Annotated in this window: 16 protein-coding genes; 7 read left to right on the top strand and 9 right to left on the bottom strand. The window is 49.1% G+C overall.

The features are described 5' to 3' along the window. The first annotated feature begins 104 nt into the window (after positions 1-104). Both ACXAGR_RS01835 and ACXAGR_RS01830 read left to right on the top strand, forming a co-directional pair. Positions 105-2,375, top strand: coding sequence for a hypothetical protein (locus tag ACXAGR_RS01835; protein ID WP_474847767.1), 2,271 nt, complete (start codon positions 105-107; stop codon positions 2,373-2,375). Positions 2,376-2,528: 153 nt separating this feature from the next. After that, on the top strand, positions 2,529-3,434 hold the full coding sequence (locus ACXAGR_RS01830; protein ID WP_474842789.1) for an alpha/beta fold hydrolase: 906 nt from the start codon (positions 2,529-2,531) through the stop codon (positions 3,432-3,434). Positions 3,435-3,503: 69 nt separating this feature from the next. Here ACXAGR_RS01830 and acuI read toward each other — a convergent pair whose 3' ends face one another. Both acuI and acuR read right to left on the bottom strand, forming a co-directional pair. Then, on the bottom strand, positions 3,504-4,484 hold the full coding sequence (gene acuI, locus ACXAGR_RS01825) for an acrylyl-CoA reductase (NADPH) (RefSeq protein WP_474842791.1): 981 nt from the start codon (positions 4,482-4,484) through the stop codon (positions 3,504-3,506). A gap of 65 nt (positions 4,485-4,549) precedes the next feature. Continuing rightward, complete coding sequence (gene acuR, locus ACXAGR_RS01820; protein ID WP_474842793.1) at positions 4,550-5,179, bottom strand: acrylate utilization transcriptional regulator AcuR; 630 nt, start codon at positions 5,177-5,179, stop codon at positions 4,550-4,552. A 111-nt stretch (positions 5,180-5,290) separates the two neighbouring features. On the opposite strand from acuR, the gene ACXAGR_RS01815 reads away from it, so the two are divergent. Then, positions 5,291-6,187 carry a DMT family transporter gene (locus ACXAGR_RS01815; RefSeq protein WP_474847765.1) on the top strand — a complete coding sequence of 299 codons (897 nt, stop codon included), beginning with the start codon at positions 5,291-5,293 and terminating at the stop codon, positions 6,185-6,187. A gap of 1 nt (position 6,188) precedes the next feature. Continuing rightward, on the top strand, positions 6,189-6,542 hold the full coding sequence (locus tag ACXAGR_RS01810) for a Fis family transcriptional regulator (protein WP_474842797.1): 354 nt from the start codon (positions 6,189-6,191) through the stop codon (positions 6,540-6,542). 25 nt (positions 6,543-6,567) lie between these two features. On the opposite strand, the gene ACXAGR_RS01805 is transcribed toward ACXAGR_RS01810, so the two are convergent. From ACXAGR_RS01805 to ACXAGR_RS01790, 4 genes are all read right to left on the bottom strand, one after another. Next, positions 6,568-6,735, bottom strand: coding sequence for an entericidin A/B family lipoprotein (locus ACXAGR_RS01805; RefSeq protein WP_303572942.1), 168 nt, complete (start codon positions 6,733-6,735; stop codon positions 6,568-6,570). Positions 6,736-6,748: 13 nt separating this feature from the next. Further along, positions 6,749-7,741: a mechanosensitive ion channel family protein gene (locus ACXAGR_RS01800; protein WP_474842799.1), complete on the bottom strand. Its 993-nt coding sequence runs from the start codon at positions 7,739-7,741 to the stop codon at positions 6,749-6,751. Positions 7,742-8,105: 364 nt separating this feature from the next. Further along, positions 8,106-8,921 carry a mechanosensitive ion channel family protein gene (locus ACXAGR_RS01795; RefSeq protein WP_474842801.1) on the bottom strand — a complete coding sequence of 272 codons (816 nt, stop codon included), beginning with the start codon at positions 8,919-8,921 and terminating at the stop codon, positions 8,106-8,108. 96 nt (positions 8,922-9,017) lie between these two features. After that, positions 9,018-10,640, bottom strand: a complete 1,623-nt coding sequence (locus ACXAGR_RS01790; RefSeq protein WP_474843453.1) for a PAS domain-containing sensor histidine kinase — start codon at positions 10,638-10,640, stop codon at positions 9,018-9,020. A 267-nt stretch (positions 10,641-10,907) separates the two neighbouring features. Here ACXAGR_RS01790 and ACXAGR_RS01785 point away from each other — a divergent pair, with 267 nt between their 5' ends. Further along, positions 10,908-12,056, top strand: coding sequence for an AI-2E family transporter (locus ACXAGR_RS01785; protein WP_474847763.1), 1,149 nt, complete (start codon positions 10,908-10,910; stop codon positions 12,054-12,056). A 9-nt stretch (positions 12,057-12,065) separates the two neighbouring features. Here ACXAGR_RS01785 and ACXAGR_RS01780 read toward each other — a convergent pair whose 3' ends face one another. From ACXAGR_RS01780 to ACXAGR_RS01770, 3 genes are all read right to left on the bottom strand, one after another. Next, positions 12,066-13,319 carry a DEAD/DEAH box helicase gene (locus ACXAGR_RS01780; protein ID WP_474847761.1) on the bottom strand — a complete coding sequence of 418 codons (1,254 nt, stop codon included), beginning with the start codon at positions 13,317-13,319 and terminating at the stop codon, positions 12,066-12,068. Between the two features lie 177 nt (positions 13,320-13,496). Continuing rightward, entirely contained in the window at positions 13,497-14,114 is a 618-nt protein-coding gene (locus tag ACXAGR_RS01775) for a hypothetical protein (protein WP_474847759.1), read from the bottom strand. A gap of 142 nt (positions 14,115-14,256) precedes the next feature. Next, the gene (locus ACXAGR_RS01770) at positions 14,257-16,350 is read right to left on the bottom strand and encodes a UvrD-helicase domain-containing protein (protein ID WP_474848106.1); all 2,094 of its coding nucleotides are present in this window, start codon (positions 16,348-16,350) and stop codon (positions 14,257-14,259) included. Between the two features lie 128 nt (positions 16,351-16,478). Here ACXAGR_RS01770 and ACXAGR_RS01765 point away from each other — a divergent pair, with 128 nt between their 5' ends. After that, positions 16,479-17,123 (top strand): MBL fold metallo-hydrolase, encoded by a 645-nt coding sequence (locus tag ACXAGR_RS01765; protein WP_474842807.1) that lies wholly within the window; start codon positions 16,479-16,481, stop codon positions 17,121-17,123. 80 nt (positions 17,124-17,203) lie between these two features. Continuing rightward, positions 17,204-17,782, top strand: coding sequence for a YceB family lipoprotein (locus ACXAGR_RS01760; RefSeq protein WP_474847757.1), 579 nt, complete (start codon positions 17,204-17,206; stop codon positions 17,780-17,782). The last annotated feature ends 4 nt before the right edge of the window (positions 17,783-17,786 follow it).

Here is a 17,786-nt window from a genome sequence, read left to right as displayed (position 1 = left end):
TTTGTCGTCTGGATTAAAAAATATGTTGTAACTGTGTCTGAACTTAAAAAACGTCGCCGGCGTAATCACATCAACCAAACCGGCCCGTTTTTTAAGGATGATGCATGACAAGGTCACTCTCTTTAGTTGCGTTAAGTTTATCTCTGGCTGCCTGTGGCGGCGGAGGCTCAGACAGTTCAGATAATACCCCTTCCACACCCGCTCCCGCTTCTTATACTGTTGAGGTTACAACCTCTGCAGGTGGCAGTGCTTCGGTAACCAGCCGCACGGTGACTGAAGGAAATACTCTGGCGATTACATTCACAGCTGACAGTGGTTACACGTTAACCGGCGTTGAAGGTTGCGATGGAACACTGGAAGGTAATACATATACGACAGGCGCGATTACTGCGGGCTGCACCGTAAATGGTGAGTTTGCCGCTGTTGATACCACCGTCAATATTACCAGTGCAACCATGACCGGCGGCATGATATATCCTGCCAGCTTAACTGCAGAGCAAGGCGATACAGTACAATTTACACTCGTTCCGGATGTCACCAATATGGTTGAAACGGTGTCAGGGTGTGACGGTGAACTAAAAGGTAATATTTACGCTTTCACCGCCTCAGCAAGTTGTGAAATTTCAGCCAGTTTTACTGCACAGTCAGATACCACAACCCGCAATAACACCGGCGCTCAGAAAACACTGGTATTGCCGGTAGCCTTTGCCGGCCGAGATGCGATAGATAATCTCTCTGTTGACGACCTGACCACGATGTTTATAAGTAGTGATGCTTCCGTAAACCAGTATGTGGTGGACGCTTCTGAAGGTAGTGCCTGGCTTGAGCCTCATATCCTGCCCCACTACACGTTAACCAGTACCAACACGACATCAAACGGCAGCACCTCAGGCTTCACTTACACAGACGCAGAGGTATTAATTGGTGACGCTCAGCGTCAGGAGATTTACAGTTACATTGCTGCCAATGTGGAAGACTACACCAGCTATGACCGTCTTATCACAGTCATCAATGACAATCCGAACCAGCCTTACGTATGCTATGCGTCTTTAAATCACAGTGCAGAAATTGAAAGCTGGGATCACTATGTGGCTCACACGGCCAGTGCATGTGCCTCAAAGGCGACCTTTGTTCATCAACTCGGTCACACCTTCGGTATGCGCCATACAACAGCCAGCCAGTGCGAAAATCTGCCGGCAGAGACTTTTGCTTACCGCAGTACTGAAGATTGTGAAACTGACGGTGAAGCCAGTCCCTTCCCCATGGGAGAATTGTCTGATCATGATGCAACGTATACTGCGACCATGCGTAACCTGGCAGGATGGATTGATGACAGCCGTCAGGCTATTGTCACAACGCCGGCCAATGTGACATTGTCTCAGTCATCTTCCCCTGATGGTGGTGTTCAGTTAGTCCGCATACCCTATGCACTTGATGCCAATGGTGATGCGGTGTACGTGAATTTCGAGCTGAAAACCAGCACCGGACTGGATGCCAGCCTTTTCACTGCTAAAGGTGTTGAAGATAACTGGCAATTATTAGTATCTATTCCGCAAACCCGCACAACCTCCGCGGTGAGTAGTCCGTTAGATGCCTTATATTTGATGCCTGACGATGACGATGAAATTGGTATCAACGAGGATTATTTAGATACATTCCGTGGCATGTCTGTGCGTATAGCCGGTACACAGGGCAGTGGTGAAACATTGACTGTCGATCTGGACATTACACCACCTGTGATGTTACCTCAGCCTGCGCTGTCTGTCCTTACAGGCGACAGCACAGCAGAAACAACCACAGTGACGCTTAAAAATACTTCGGCATCCGCAATTTCCGGCATTACTGATAGTTTGGCAGGGTTAAACCCGTCTCACTTTACGGTGCAGTCTTCTACCTGCGCAGGCTCGTCACTGGCTGCGAATGCAAGCTGTCAGGTAGTCGTGGCGCGTACTTCTACCAGTCCGGCATTTGCCACTTTGAGGTTTGCCGGTAACGCTGATCAGGTACAACAAGCTGAAATTGAAGCCATTGCCATTAATGACCCCTATGACAGCGCTGCTGCACTAGAGTGGATGACACTGAGCGACTATCCCCGTATGTCATTGTTTGAAGCGGTGGCATTTTGCGAAGCACGTGAAGACAACGGCAACACAGACTGGCGCGTACCTTCCGCGGAAGAGTTAAATGCAGCCTTCACCGGTTCTGCAACACCGCCAGTTGATTTGACTTCTGCAACTTATGATCGTTATTTCTGGTCAAAATCAGTAGAAGCCGACTTATCTATGTCGACGCTGGCGGTCATCAACGACAGTTACAGTATGGCGAATTCTCCCCGCAGCGCCGTCAGGCACGTGGTGTGCACCCGCACACAGTAATGGAACTTTCATCTTTAGCAGAGGCCGGCGAATATGCCGGCCTTTTTTTGTGCTCTCAAAGATTGAAAGATGACTGCCTCAACTGGTTTGTCCAGTTGACCTTATCCAAAAGTAGTGGCATGCTTCGATAACAAATCATTAACGTTACGAGCTATGACAGCAAGCCAATCCCCTCTTTCTCAGGTATCCCTTTTTATTCCCGACGGTCATCATCAGTTGCATCTGCGTCACATCCATGCCATTCAGGACGGCGAGCCGGTACTGATGATCCACGGTGCCATTGAAAATGGGAAAATCTTCTATACCGAATCGGGAAAAGGACTGGGTTGTTTTCTGGCTGAACAGGGGTTTGATGTGTACGTTGCCGACATGCGTGGCCGCGGAAAAAGTACGCCTCCCATTGCTGAAGATCCAAACCATGATCAAAACGACCAGATAACCCGCGACATCCCTATGATGATTAACTTCATCGCACAACGTACCGGTAAAAAAGTACATGTGATTTGTCATTCCTGGGGCGGCGTGCTTACAGCGTCTGTACTGGCACGCTATCCTGAAATCACAGAAAAGGTACGCAGCCAGGTGTGCTTTGGCACAAAGCGTACAGTGAGCGCTAAGAACTTTGAGCGGTTGTTTAAAGTTGAGCTGGTATGGAAGCGGTTTTCTCCCTTTATCGCAAAGCGCAAAGGCTATTTGCCCGGCAGGCAGTATAAAATAGGCTCGGATGACGAAACTTCCGGCTCATTGACGCAAAGCGTTCACTGGGTAAAACACACGCCCTGGACTGACTTAAAAGACGGTTTTGATTACGCGGCTGCCGCCACCAAAACGAACTGGCCACCTACCTGGCACATTGCTGCCATCAATGATTATGCACTCGGCCATCCGGTTGATATTCAGCGTTTCATTGCCGAAACCGGCGACACCAATGTGCTCTTCACCGTACTGGCGAAACAAAACGGTAACGCCATGGATTACGACCATATCAACATGCTTACCCATCCCGCTGCCAGAGAAGATCATTTCCCTGATGTGGTGGCGTGGCTGAAAAATCACTGAGCCGGTGCAGGCATTTAAAAAGGCGGGCGTGGTGCCCGCCAGTCTTTGCAATATAAATCCGATGGCAAGTTACTGGTTTACATCCACGACCACTCTGCCCCGCACGTTTCCTTTCAATAATTCTCCGGCAGTGCTGACCACATCAGAGAGTCCAATTTCTTCTGAAATTTCTGACAGCATATCATGGTTGATTAATACAGCCAGCCGCTCCCAGGCTTCAATCCGGTCTTCAAGGGGACGCATCACACTGTCGATGCCGGCAAGCGTAACACCGCGCAGAATAAAGGGGGCAACTGTCGCAGGAAAATCCATGCCCTGAGCCAGACCACAGGCTGCTACCACACCGCCATACTTCATTCCCGCACACACATTGGCAAGGGTATGACTGCCCACTGAATCAACCGCCCCAGCCCAGCGCTCTTTGCCTAACGGTTTGCCGGGTTCAGACAATGACTGACGGTCGATAATGTCACTGGCACCGAGTTTTTTAAGATAATCAGCCTCATTGGCCCGGCCCGTAGAGGCCACAACGGTGTAGCCCAGTTTTGCCAGTAATGCGATGGCAAAACTGCCGACTCCGCCATTGGCGCCGGTCACCAGTATGTCTCCTTTATCCGGTGTGACACCGTGTTTTTCCAGCGCCAGTACACATAGCATCGCCGTGTATCCGGCGGTGCCAATTGCCATCGCCTGTGCGGGGGAAAAGGCTTCCGGCAAAGGAATTAACCAGTCACTTTTCAAAACAGCTTTCTGTGCCAGACCACCACAGTGGGTCTCTCCCACGCCGAAACCATTGAGCAATACCTTGTCACCCGGTTTAAACCTTTCGGCGCTGCTGCTTTCCACCACGCCGGCCAGATCAATGCCAGGGACCATGGGGAAATGCCGGACTACCGGTGCTTTGCCGGTAATCGCCAGCGCATCTTTATAGTTCAGTGTGCTGTGTGAAACCGCCACCGACACATCACCTTCCGGTAATGTGCTCTCGTCGATGGTTTGTAATGACGCTTTGTACTGGTCGTCTTTTTCGATCAGAATACCTTTAAACATAGCTCCTCCGGTTGACTCGAATTAATATAGACCGATCGTCTATTAACACGTAAAAAATTTTTTCCTTACCGCAAACCATTCATAAAACACGTCAGATAGTTATCTAACGGGCGTGCAGATCGCTCCAGTTTCGCCCGGCTAACCGCCCCTTCCCAACCAGTCCAGAAATATTCGGCGGTGGCGGCACAGTTAGTTGTCGCCGGAATGTCACCGGATGCTTTAGCTTCTTCAAGACATACCGCCAGTTGATCCTGCCAGCTCTGAAAAATGTCAATCAGCCGGCTGCGGAAGCTTTCCGGTAGTCCGTCGACTTCCTGCCCCAGATTACCCACCAGACAACCCCGTTTGAAATCATGTTTTGCCATCCCCTCTTTGGCAGAATCAACAAAGGCAGCGATGCGCTCCAGAGCAGGCAAATTTGCATTAGTGAGGGCATTTTTCAGCTTACCGGCAAAATACTCCGCGTAGCTGTTTAGTACAGCATGACCGAAGGCCTCTTTGCTGGCGAAGTAGAAGTAAAACGAGCCTTTGGGCACGCCTGCTTTTTTTAAGATCGTATCGATGCCGGAAGCAGCAAAGCCGTTTTCCGTTAAATGCACGAGCCCGCTGCGGATGAGTTCCGCTCTGGTGTCTCTTGAACTGCCAGCCGCTTTCGGTGGTCGTCCGCGACGGGGTTTGGTAGTTGTATTTGTCATCACAAACATAATAGACCGATCGTCTATTAAATTACAACCTTTGCTTCACCGGTTGTTCAGTTACACTAACCACCGTTTTTACTTGTCGTATTTCAGTCAGGAATTTGTATCGTGTTTTACCTTAGTGCTGTAACAGTTCTCTGGGCGTTATCATTCAGTCTTATCGGGGTGTATCTTTCCGGTCATGTAGACAGCTACTTCGCCGTACTCACCCGCATCGTGCTGGCGGGGGCATTGTTTTTGCCATTTTTGCGCTTAGCCGGTTTACCACGTAAATTCATCGCCGGTCTTATCGTGACAGGCGCATTCCAGTTTGGTATTACCTACGTATGCCTTTACCGTTCCTTCGAATACCTGACAGTACCCGAAGTTCTGCTGTTCACAATCTTCACGCCACTGTATGTGTCTTTATTTAACGATATAATCGAACGGAGATTTTCCTTGCCCGGCCTGGTATGTACAGGTATTGCGGTAGCCGGAGCGGCGGTCATCCGTTATGACGAAATCAGCAATGACTACATTACCGGCTTTTTAATTCTGCAACTGGCGAACCTGACTTTTGCCACAGGTCAGGTGGGATACGCGCAGTTAATCCGTCATTTTAAGCCTGCTTCCCCGCCCTGGCGCAGCTTCGCCTTATTCTTCGCCGGTGCCCTGGTGGTGGTATTGCCTGCGTATTTACTGTTCGGGGATGCAGGTAAACTCCCTTCAACAACGGTTCAGTGGGGTGTCCTTGGCTGGCTGGGACTGGTGGCATCAGGACTCGGCTTTTATTTCTGGAACCTGGGAGCTGTAAAAGTAGACGGCGGTACGTTAGGCATCATGAACAATGCTCTGATCCCGGTAGGTTTAATCATTAATGTGCTTATCTGGAACCGGGATGCCGATCTTATCCGTCTGACTACCGGAGGGGGAATCATTGTCGCTTCTCTGTATATTAATCACCGCTGGAGCGCATTCTGGCAAAGAGATTACAACAACAAGCAATTTAAAAATTCGGAGAAATAATATGAAGAAAACCATCAGGAAGCTCGACAACAATGTGGTGAAAGCGCTGACAATGGCGTGTGAAACTATAAAAGAATGGGATACCGGATTTGAATGGCTGACTCACACCGCAAAATATGACAATTTTCCTGGCAGCCTGATGGTGACCTGCGTGTTCAGTTTAGACGCAGAAATAGAGCTTGTTACAGAACAGGACTATGACAAGAAGCTCAGACAGCTTATTCAGTCCCAACTTTTAAAAGCCGGTATTAAAGTGAAGGATATTCGCAGGCACGTTCGCCTCGACAGCGAAGAAAGCTGCCTGCGGCAAGACGGCGGCGACTGGCCAGCCCGTCTTGCCCGCTGGAGCTGTTAAAACTAATTACCCTCAAGCAGGTGAATTAGTTTTGTGCATCTTCAGAGGCTTCTTCCAGTTCTTCTCCCGCTGACTGAATATCCTGTCCCAATCCTTCTACGGTAGCACAGCCTGTCAGTAAGCTTCCCAGAAAGCCCGCCAGAATGGCAAAATATCTGGCCCGAATTGCTTTCGATAAATGTAGTGATTTCATATTTCTCTCCGGTTTAATCTTCTGCGGCCGCGTCGCTGGTATCAGCCCTGGCAGCACTCTCATTGGTTGGCTGGCTTACGCCACTCTCCTGCCCCTGACTTTTCTCAGAAAAGCCTGAGGAGCGCATCATCGTATCGAGCTTCTCACCACCTTTGGCACCGAAGTCCAGTGTACGAATAGGGAACGGGATCAGAATGTCAGCCTCATTCAGTGCACGCTGCACGGTGACAATCGCATCGTGTCTGACCTCCATGTAATCAGGTTCACCCGGATAGCGGATCCAGAACCACACCAGTAAGTTCACGCTGCTGTCACCGAATGACTCTGCATAAACGTTGGTTTCATCTTTATTGATGACGTAGTCTTTTTCGTTGATCGCATCCACAATCACTTCGCGGGCCTTTTGCGGATCGTCCGCATAGGAAATGCCTACCGGTACTTCAATCCGGCGGTGGCCCATCACGGAGTAATTGGTAAGAATATTTCTGAAAAGAATTTTGTTGGGGATGATTACCCGCTGCCCATAGAACGTGGTGACCAGCGTATTCCTAAGATTAATTTCTTCCACATTACCGAACACGCCATCAGCCTGAATGACATCTCCAATCTGAAAGGGTTTGCGGATCCCCATGGCGATACCGGCGATAAAGTTCTCAGTAATATCCTGAAAAGCAAAGCCAATAGCCAGCCCAACAATACCTGCACCGGCGAGCAAGGAAGTAACGGTGCCCTGCAGTCCGACAAAGTCCAGCGCGATGAATATTCCGGCACAGGCAATAAATGCCTTGGCGATGGATGTAAGTAAATCGGCAATCTGGCGGGACTCAAACGCCCTTCGCAATACATTATTGAGAACCTTACCGGCAACCTTAGCCAGCAAACCGAATGCAAAGGCAATAAAAAAAGCGACTACGATATTGGGGAGCAGCTTGATCCCCCCTTCCAGCCACACCTGCAGCTTTTCGTTAATTAATTCGTAGGCTTTATCGATTTGCGGAAATTCCATGTTTCTCCCGGGGTCTTGTTTATGCCATTTTACTTCAGTGCTTTTACGGGCATAAAACTTACAAATATCATTCCGGATAGAGGCTTCAAGGACAAATAACGAAAAACACAAAGCTAATCAGAAAGATAGAAACCTTCCCGACAGGATTTGTAAAAGATAATTCGATGACGAACAAAGAACGGGAAAGAAATAGATACCCGGGGTGTGAAAATGTCACACAGTAGTTTCAGGCAGATAACGCAGTACAGGTGTTATTCACTGCAAATTGATAAATGGTTTGGGCATTGACGCCGGAGAATAAAAGATTGGGATGAAAAAAAACGAACCTCGCGGTTCGTTTTGATAAAGAAAAAACAGGCGCTTTTTACAGCATTCTGACTTCCCGTTGCGGGAACGGGATCTCAACTTCAGCATGTTTCAGCGCATCATAGATGGCTTTATTCAGTGCATATTTGATTTCGAAGTGACGGGTAGTAAGTGCCCAGACACGGACACCAAAATTTATGCTGCTGTCACCGAAGTTGTCGACGCCGATTGCCGGCGCTTTCTCATCACTGATCCCTTCCACCGTTTTCACTGCCTGCTGCAGCACATCAATAACAGCATCCACATCACTGGAATAGGCAACACCGACTTCCAGTTCAATAAGCATCTGTTCGGCTGAGTTATGCAGAATTTCACCCACAATCAGTTTGTTAGGGATCTGAATATGTACGTTATCTTCGTCAATCAGAATGGTGTAAGGCAGCATGACTTTATCAACCACTCCGGAAACGCCTCTGACCTGAATAGTATCACCGAGAACAAAGGGCCGGGTGATGATGATGGTAAAGCCCGCAGCATAGTTTGCCAGCATGCCCTGAATCGCAAGGCCTGCACCAAGGCCAATGGCACCGACAGCAGCAATTAACGGTGTTACGCTGATTCCGATATTGCCCAGAGCAATGATAATCACCAGCGCCAGCACGAGAATCTTACAGGCCCCGCCGGTGAACCGGCTGAGGGTAATATCGATATTGCGGCCGGTCATCAGGTTCTCGACCATATCGCCTATCTTCGCCGCCATCCACCAGCCGACGAACAAAATAACCAGTGCGCCGAGGATCTGAAAACTGTATGTCACCGCGAACTCAATGAGGGTATCGTATATGGCCTGCGCCTGCTGTAATTCTTCTTCCATAACCGCTTATTATCTAAGTTTTTTATTGTCTTAAAGAATAAACAACAACGAAAAGTTTCACAACTTACAGCCCGTGCTTTTTAAAACGGTTGTGTATTAATTGAGGCGGGCCTTCACTTTAAACCTGATGATAAATTCAACGCCTTCATTCTCTGTGCTGTTACACGCAATTGAACCGCCCAGGGCGTTAGTCACAATATTGTAAGTAATATTCAGCCCCAGACCTGTGCCGCCATGCCCCCGGTTAGTGGTGAAAAACGGGTCGAAAATCCGGCTCAGATTTTCCTTACTGATCCCCTTGCCGTTATCCCGGTATTGCAGCAGATACATATCATCTTCCTGTTCACTGATTGCAATGGAGATATTACCTGACTCACGATCCTTAAAGCCGTGATTGACAGAGTTTACAATCAGATTGGTGATGACCTGTGAAAGCAGGCCGGGGTTAGTAATCACGTTCATGTCGTCGCGGCATTCGGTCGTCACAACCACGTTCGCCTTACGTAACACAGACCCCAGGCTGAACAGGATTTCATCCACGTACTGACTGAGGTTGACTTCGCGATCTTCTTCACTGGTTTGATCAACAGCCACCTGCTTAAAGCTGCGCACCAGCTGGGCCGTTCTGTCGATATTCTTCTTTATCATGCCGGCCAGTTCACTGGCGCTGTTGAGATAATCTTCAAAATCGTTTTCTGTCAGGTTTCCCTGTTCGTAACGGGCATGGATATCGCGGCACTCTTCCATCAGTTGGGTAATACCGGTAAGACCTATACCCACCGGCGTATTAATCTCATGAGCAACGCCGGCAACCAGCGACCCGAGGCTGGCCATTTTTTCTGACTCCACCAGCTTGCTTTGTGCCTGTTTCAGGCTTTCAATGGTTTCCGACAAACTGCGGTTTGTTGCATTCAGCGCTTCATTTCTGCTGATGATTTTTTCCTGCAGGGCTTTCTTTTCGGAAATATCGCGGGTGATAGCATAAATAGCCGGCCCGCCATTCAATTTAATTTCAATCACGATGATCTCAGTCCAGAAAAGTGAACCGTCCTCCCGCTGGTGCAGCCACTCCAGCGTTTTGTTGCCGTATCCGGCAACTTGTCTGGCATTGTCGGCTACCACATCCACAGAGCGGCGACCATCGCCTTGATACTCCGGTGAGAGGTCCATAGGCGTAAGGCCAAGTATCTTCTCTTTTGAGGTATAACCGAACATATCCAGCAGAGCTTTATTGCAATCAATAAACTTGTCATTAACCAACAGGCTCAGACCATCTTTGGAATCATTAAACAGCGTTTCAAAGGTATTTTTCTGCTCTGCCAGTTCCAGCTCCAGGGCTTTCTTTTCAGAAATATCCCGCCAGTTGGCATAAATCACATCCTCGCCGTTCATGACCATTTTGGTCAGAATGATTTCCACCCGCAGGGTATCGCCGCCCGCACGCTTTACAATCCATTCAAAGCGCACACTCCCCTCTTGCTGGCATTTGGCCACCAGTGTCTGCCCCTTCTTTACCGAAGACATGCCGTCGTATTGCGTTTCAGGGGAAAAATCTAAAGGGGTTTTACCGATAAAATCATCTCTTTGCTCAACACCTACCAGTGCCAGCATGGAATCATTGCAATCTACAAAGACTTCATTCTTAAAAATTGCCAGACCATCTTTTGAATTTCTGAAAACGGTTTCGAATCCGTTCTCACGATCGTTAACGTCATTCATCACGGCAATACCTGCAAAATAAAGCTCCGGCGCAGTAAAAATAAAGCTCTGGGCTGCAACAGAATTGAAATTACATATCGGTTAAAAATATTGTTTAAAGTTAGCAAAGAAACGGCAGTTTGCCACTGCCAGCCCCGGGTAATTCGTCTAATACCGCAGGTTTTACCATGTCGAATCATTTCATTGTCAGGTGAACCGAACGATTCCGTTAGCGTAATCATTGCATGACAATTTTGTAACAAAGTGGGCACAGGCCGGGACCGGATAATGGAAAGCAAGACAATAAAGAAAAGGACAATCAGCGACAGTCGTTCTGTTCCCTATTTACGTGAAGCAAGACAAACACGGTTGCTAAAAACCCTGCTGATGCTGGCGGTGATCTACACCCTGTATCTTGCCAAATCGCTGCTCATTCCTTTGTTCTTTTCCGCATTTATTGCGCTGCTGCTCAGCCCGCTGGTCCGCATTGGCAGAAAATTCTATGTTCCGCCGTCCCTGTCCGCCTCGGTACTCATGGTATTGCTGGTCGCGCCTTTCACCTTTTTGGGGTTAGAACTGGCAGAACCTGCCGGGCGGTGGATGCACTCGCTGCCTAAGATTGCCGGTGAAGTGGTTACAGAAATGGAAGAATTAAGTGACAGCCTCACCATGCAGGAGCCCGCTCCGCCTGCCGAAAAAGAAGAGAAATCCTTTTTTGACTGGTTCGGTGATGATGAGGAAGTTAAGCCGGAACAACCGCAGGAAAACATCGTTACCGGCAAACTGAAGCAAAGCGGGATGGAAGTCGCTATTACCATAATGAGTACAGCTCCCCTGCTGCTGGCACAAATTTTTGGCTGTATGATCCTTATCTTTTTCCTGCTGGTGTATGGCCCGGCGTTATTTAATGTGTTCATCCGCGACTTTCCGGTCGTCACCAACAAGCGCCGAGCACTGGTTCTGGTTAATCATATACAGCGGGAACTGTCTGCTTACATAGTAACGGTGAGTATGATCAACGGTCTGCTCGGCGTCGCCACAGCTATAGTCCTCACCTACATCGGCGTTGAAGATGCAATTTTATGGGGTTCACTGGTAGCGCTGCTGAATTTCGTTCCCTACCTTGGCGGTCTGGTAAGTTGCAGCATATTGCTGGTTGCCGGCGTGGTGCAGTTCGGTCTGGTTGCGACGGCACTGTTACCGGCGTTTGCTTTCATGTGCATTAATGTTGTGGAGTCTCAGCTTGTCACACCTACCGTACTGGGAAGAAGTATGCGGTTGAATCCGCTTATCATCATACTCTGGCTGTCAGTGGCAGGTTGGCTGTGGGGCGTTGTGGGTGTGCTGCTGGCTGTGCCCATTCTGATGAGTTTTAAAATTATCCTCGAAAATATTGGCAGTCTGCCCCACTGGGTCAAGTTGATTGAGTCGAAATAGCCCGCCGGTTCATCGCCGGCGGCGGGGCTTGCCAGATTTACGCTTGCCTTTATTATCCTGACCCAATGCTTTCGCTCTGAGGGCCTTTTTCGATAACGGCCGCTGGCTGCCGGTGGCGTCTTCCTGTCCCGACGGATCAGGCTCAAACCCCGGCTCCCACTGTAACACCGCACTGTCGCCGGTGAGCTTTTCAATTTCTTCAAGCAGATACTTTTCTTTGCCACAAAGCAGCGATACGGCGATACCAGCCTGACCGGCACGTCCCGTGCGGCCAATACGGTGAATATAGTCTTCAGCGTTATAAGGTAACTCATAGTTAATGACGTACTGCAAAGACTGAATATCCAGCCCCCGTGCCGCAACATCAGTGGCCACCAGCGCCCGCACCTGTCCGGCTTTAAATGCATCAAGCCCCCGCCCTCTCGCGCCCTGAGACTTATCACCATGTACACCGGCGGCACTGATCCCATCTTTTTCCAGCTCAGTGACCAGTTCGTCCACCGCCTGCTTTGTACGGGTAAAAATAAGCACCTGCTGCCAGTTTTTAGCACCTATCATGTAGGCTATCAGGCCGGCTTTACGCTTTTTGTCCACTTCATAAAAGCGTTGCTCCACCTTATCTGCTGTGGCGTTGCGCGGCGCAACTTCAATTAGTTCCGGTGAGGTGAGCAGCGAGTCTTTCAGTGCATACACTTCATCATTAAATGTGGCAGAAAAGAACAGGGTCTGACGCTGTTCAGGCAAGCGCTTCAGTACCCGCTTAATATCGATAATAAACCCCATATCCAGCATGCGGTCGGCCTCATCAAGCACAAAAGTCTGCAGCGTGCTCAAATCAATCAGTTCTTTGATAGCCAGTTCCAGCAAGCGTCCCGGCGTTGCCACCAGCACATCGCACCCCGCACTCAACGCTTCTATTTGCGGATTAATACTCACACCGCCATACGCGACTACGGTATTGATCCCCAGGCCATCACTGTATTTCACAAAGCTCTGATAAACCTGCTGAGCCAGTTCACGGGTAGGCGTGAGCACCAGCACACGAAGTGCTTTTTCACAGGTATCCTGCTCCAGTAAACGCTGGATAAGCGGCAGCGCAAAAGCAGCCGTTTTTCCCGTACCGGTTTGTGCACCGGCCATCACGTCCCTACCAGCCAGCACATGAGGGATAGCCGCCTGCTGAACCGGCGTGGGCGTGCGATAGCCCAGTGCATCGAGCACAGACAGTAACTGAACGCGTAAACCTAAATCTGAAAATCCCATAACCCGCACCTTGCAATCATTAAACGGGCGCATTGTACCCGATACATACAGGATTGACCTTATGCATAAGACATGCTGAAGAAAAGACAGAGCTTTGCGTCTTCCGGGCCAGCGCGCATGGTATAAAAAAAGTCTGCCGGAGCAGACTTTTTAGTATTTGGAATCATTCAATCTGAATTAGCGTGCCCGTCTTCTCAAACCGGCCAATCCGGATAAGGCAAGAGCGAAGACACCCAAAGTTGCCGGCTCTGCCACAGAAGTGGGTGGTGTTGAGGTTGCAACAGTACCGAAGTAGAAGTTATCCAGACCTTCAGCCTGTACAGAAAGAGAATTTACGGTTAGCTGAGTAATATAATTCCCGCCATCAAGAATGGTGGCGAAGTAGCCATCTGCAGAATCAACTGTCACAACTTCTGTGGTTGTATCAGACAGCAGTAATTCAAACGATAAGATGCTGCCGTTAAAAAGGGAAAAGATGTCCGAACCGAAAGCATTAATACCAGTGCCGGCAAAGGTAATAATCAGATTATTGTCAAAATAGTTTGAAAAAATCTGAGATGAACCTGTACTTGCAAAGTCGCCAATTACGATAGCGTCAGCTTCTGTACCGTTAGTAGCAAACGTTACACCTGATTCGGTATAAGACGTCGTTGAACCGGTTGCGCTGTCAAAATCGATTAAAGTAAGACCTGTACCGGCGTCTGCCAAAAAAGAGGCTTCATCGGAATAGTTGATTAATCCTGCATTCGCAGACGTGGCTAAGATACTACAAACAAAAACTAACAAACTTCTCATGTTTACTCTTCCTTCGGGTTAGATTACTACACTACAGGATGTATTTAGCATAATAAATGCCAACTTCTAACCAACTGAAAAATAAGCACTAAAACAAAAAACACCAACATTCAGAACAAACCCTTGTAAAAAAAACAGACAATTAAAATTCTGCTGATTTCATAAGCGAAATTGCTGCAGATGCCACGCTGACGTTGTATTTCGTACCAAGCAGTTCGGTAACAAATACTGATGGCGAGACGGGATCAGCAATGATGTAACACTTGTGCTTTGCGCGGGTAAGTCCCACATACATCAGCCGTCTTTCTTCGGCGTGGGGATAAGTATCAGACGAGGGCAGCAGTGCTTCGATAAGCGCATCTTCCCTGGAGGTGCCCGGAAATCCGTTCTTGCCACCGGAAAACCCAATCAGAATGCAATGATCTGCTTCCAGCCCTTTAGCTTTGTGAAAACTCCAGAAATGCACATTGTTGTTCAGGTTTTGTTTGCTCAGTGCGTGTTTTGCTTCATCCAACAAAAAGTTATAGCGGGCAATCACTGCCACTGTACTTGCAGGTTCATTGCTGCGGATTTTGCTGACGACTTCCGCTACGCGCTCGCCTACCCCGTTTTCATTACCCGGTTTATCATCCAGCAGAAAGATCTGCGGCGTATCCGTTTTGGTATGCGTGTCGATGGACTTCCTGAACTGCTCCGGATTTTCCATGATAAATTGACCGGCGGTGTCAGCGATGCTGTTATTGTAGCGAAACGTTTTTTGCAGTTTGGTTTCGGTATAGCTGCCGGCAACTTCCCCGAAGCGGGAGGTCAGCGAAAGCTTACCGCCGGAGAACCGGTAAACAGACTGCCAGTCATCTCCCACCACTGTAAGCGATGTTGCCACACCGTTTGCCTTTGCTCTATCCACCAACGCTGTGATCAGCGCCATCCTTGACGCAGAAATATCCTGAAATTCATCTACCAGAATGTATTTCCAGCGCGGGATAAACGTCCCTTTTTCAACTAACTCTGTCGCCCGGGTGATCAAATCATCAAAATCGATGCAATCCTGCCGCTTAAGTTCGTTCACGTAGTCTTTATGAAGCACACAGAGTAAACCTGCAATTTTCCCTGCCGGTTTTATACCCGCCTCCGTCAGCCGTTTGCTGACACGTGATCTGTTTAATCCCTCTACCCGCATCGCCTGCAAAGCTTTAGTAAGCAGTTCTGTCGCGGCAGTTATCAGTGCCTGCCCGCTTAGTTGCGTCTCCCGACCTTCCTGCACAGAAAGCATGTTAATCAACAGCTGTTCACGGGCAGCGTCTTCTGCGGTGTACTCATTCATCCATTGCGCTATCCACGTCTTTAATTTCGCGCTGTTTTCCGCAAATACACTGATATGTGTAGAACGACCGGCCTCCTGCAAAATCTGCCGGCCAAGCGCATGAAACGTCCCAATCTGCGGTTCAGTATCCAGTTTAATAGTGTGTTTCTGCGCTTTATCCAGCAAACGCGTTTTCAACTCCAGGGACGCAGTACGGTTATAGGCTAGCACCAGAATGTCCTGCGGCTTTGCCAGATCACGGTCAATCAAGTCCAGCGTTTTTGCCACCATGACCGAGGTCTTCCCTGTACCGGCAGCCGCCAGCACCATGTTTCTGTCGTTGGAACGCAGCACCGCCAGACGCTGTTCAGTGGTTAAGGGGTTCGACTCAACCGTATCAAAAAATCCACTGCGGGCTTTCAATTGCAATTGCTCGTGATACGACCGCAACTTTGCCATATCGAAGGGATACAGACTCAGAATATCTTCCACCGCAGCAACAGCATCTGCCGAAAGCATGGCTTGCCAGTCAGCCTGATAATTACTGTAATCTCTGTACAGGGAATCAATAAGTGAGCACAGTGCTTCTTCCTGCGAGTCTTTAGGGTATTGCAGCTTTACGTTGTCATTAAATTCGGTAAAAACGGCTTGCAGATACACCTTTAAATGCCTGCGGATGATTTTATTCGCTGCTGCCTGTAACGCCTCCACATTTTCAGACTTAAGAAACCGGTAGCGAACTGTCGTCTTTGCACCTTCCAGTCGCAGTTCATCACCCAAAAACCGTTTCTTTACCTTAAATAACGTGCGGACTGAGGCCAACGGAAGATATCTGTCTTTTCTGCCGCGATGAGTAAAAACCAGGTTTTCGTTAGTGAGGGTGAGTGTAGGTTTACCAAATAATTTGCCGGCAAAATTAGGCCGGACAGCCATGTCTGACAACAACAACGTCCTTTCTTTTGTGCATCACAGTGCAGGAATGAAAACCGGTATTCTACACTATCTTCAGTTCTTGCTGTGCTGTTGCTAGAATGCGGGAAACACTTTTGCCGGGCCATCCTGTGAACATACGCGTTATTCCTGTTACTCCCTTTGCACAAAATTGCTCCCTCATCTGGGATCCTGACACCATGAAAGGGGCACTTGTCGATCCCGGTGGCGACAGCAGCAAACTGTACGATGCGGTAACGCAAAATGGTGTAACCATAGAAAAAGTTATCCTCACCCACGGACACCTTGACCACGTAGGCGCGACTACTGAAGTGGCATCCCATTACAATGTGCCCGTTATCGGCCCGCATACCGGCGATAAGTTCTGGCTCGACGGCCTGCCAATGCAGAGCCAGATGTTTGGCTTTCCGCCCGCCACACCATTTGCGCCGGACCAGTGGCTGAACGACAACGACACAATAACAGTGGGAAACCTTACACTTGAGGTGCTGCACTGCCCCGGCCATACACCCGGTCATGTGGCGCTGGTTGAAAGAACCACGAATACGGTCATAGTGGGCGATATCCTGTTCGCCGGTTCCATTGGCCGCACAGATTTTCCGCAGGGAAATCATCAGCAACTCATCGACAGTATCCGCAGCAAGCTGTTTACTCTGCCTGATGAAATGAAAGTGTATCCCGGCCACGGCCCGACCAGCACCATCGGGCATGAGCGTAAAACCAATCCCTTTGTGGCAGACAGTAAATTTGGTTGATGTGATCGTCCCGCCGGCAAAACACATTCAGCGCACACCGCGCTGGTAAGCCGGCTTTCTGTATCTAATCCGGAGTCTTTATGAATAAAATATCAGCCAGCCGCCTATTAGTGGTTTTAGTGTGTATCATCATCGCCGGTTGCAGCACGCTGGCTTCTCTTGCGTCTTACAGCGTAACCAGTGCAGAACTGCAACGGGAGCTGGATAAACAGGTTACCAGCCTGCAGGAACAGGCTTCTATCTTCGGAATTCCCATTCTGCTCGAAGTCAACGACATGCAGGTGAATGTGGGGCCGGACAACCGTCAGACCATTCAGCTAATTGCTGATGCCACTGCCACGTTGTCGGTTCTGGGACTCACCTACCCCGCCAAAGTGAAGCTGGATGTCGAAGGTATGCCCTACTACGACTCAAGCAAAAAAGCGGTATTTATCCGCTCACTGGTGCTCAACGACACCACCGTGGATGCCATGGGCTATCGCGGCAACCTCGCGCCTGTAAGCAGTAAAGTAATGGGGCTGCTGAATCAGTCTTTAATGGATCAACCGGTGTATGAAGTGAAGAACGTCCCCTCCGGTTATGCATGGCTGACAAACATGCCGCTGTCGATGACCGTTGAGTCCGGGAAGATTGTGTTCCGTCCGCAAAGTGCGGATTAACAGG

It is taken from the genome of Alteromonas sp. ABH4_457 (genome assembly GCF_056160625.1).
The sequence above is the reverse complement of the archived record's forward strand: the minus strand, read 5'-3'. Positions and strand labels throughout refer to the sequence as shown.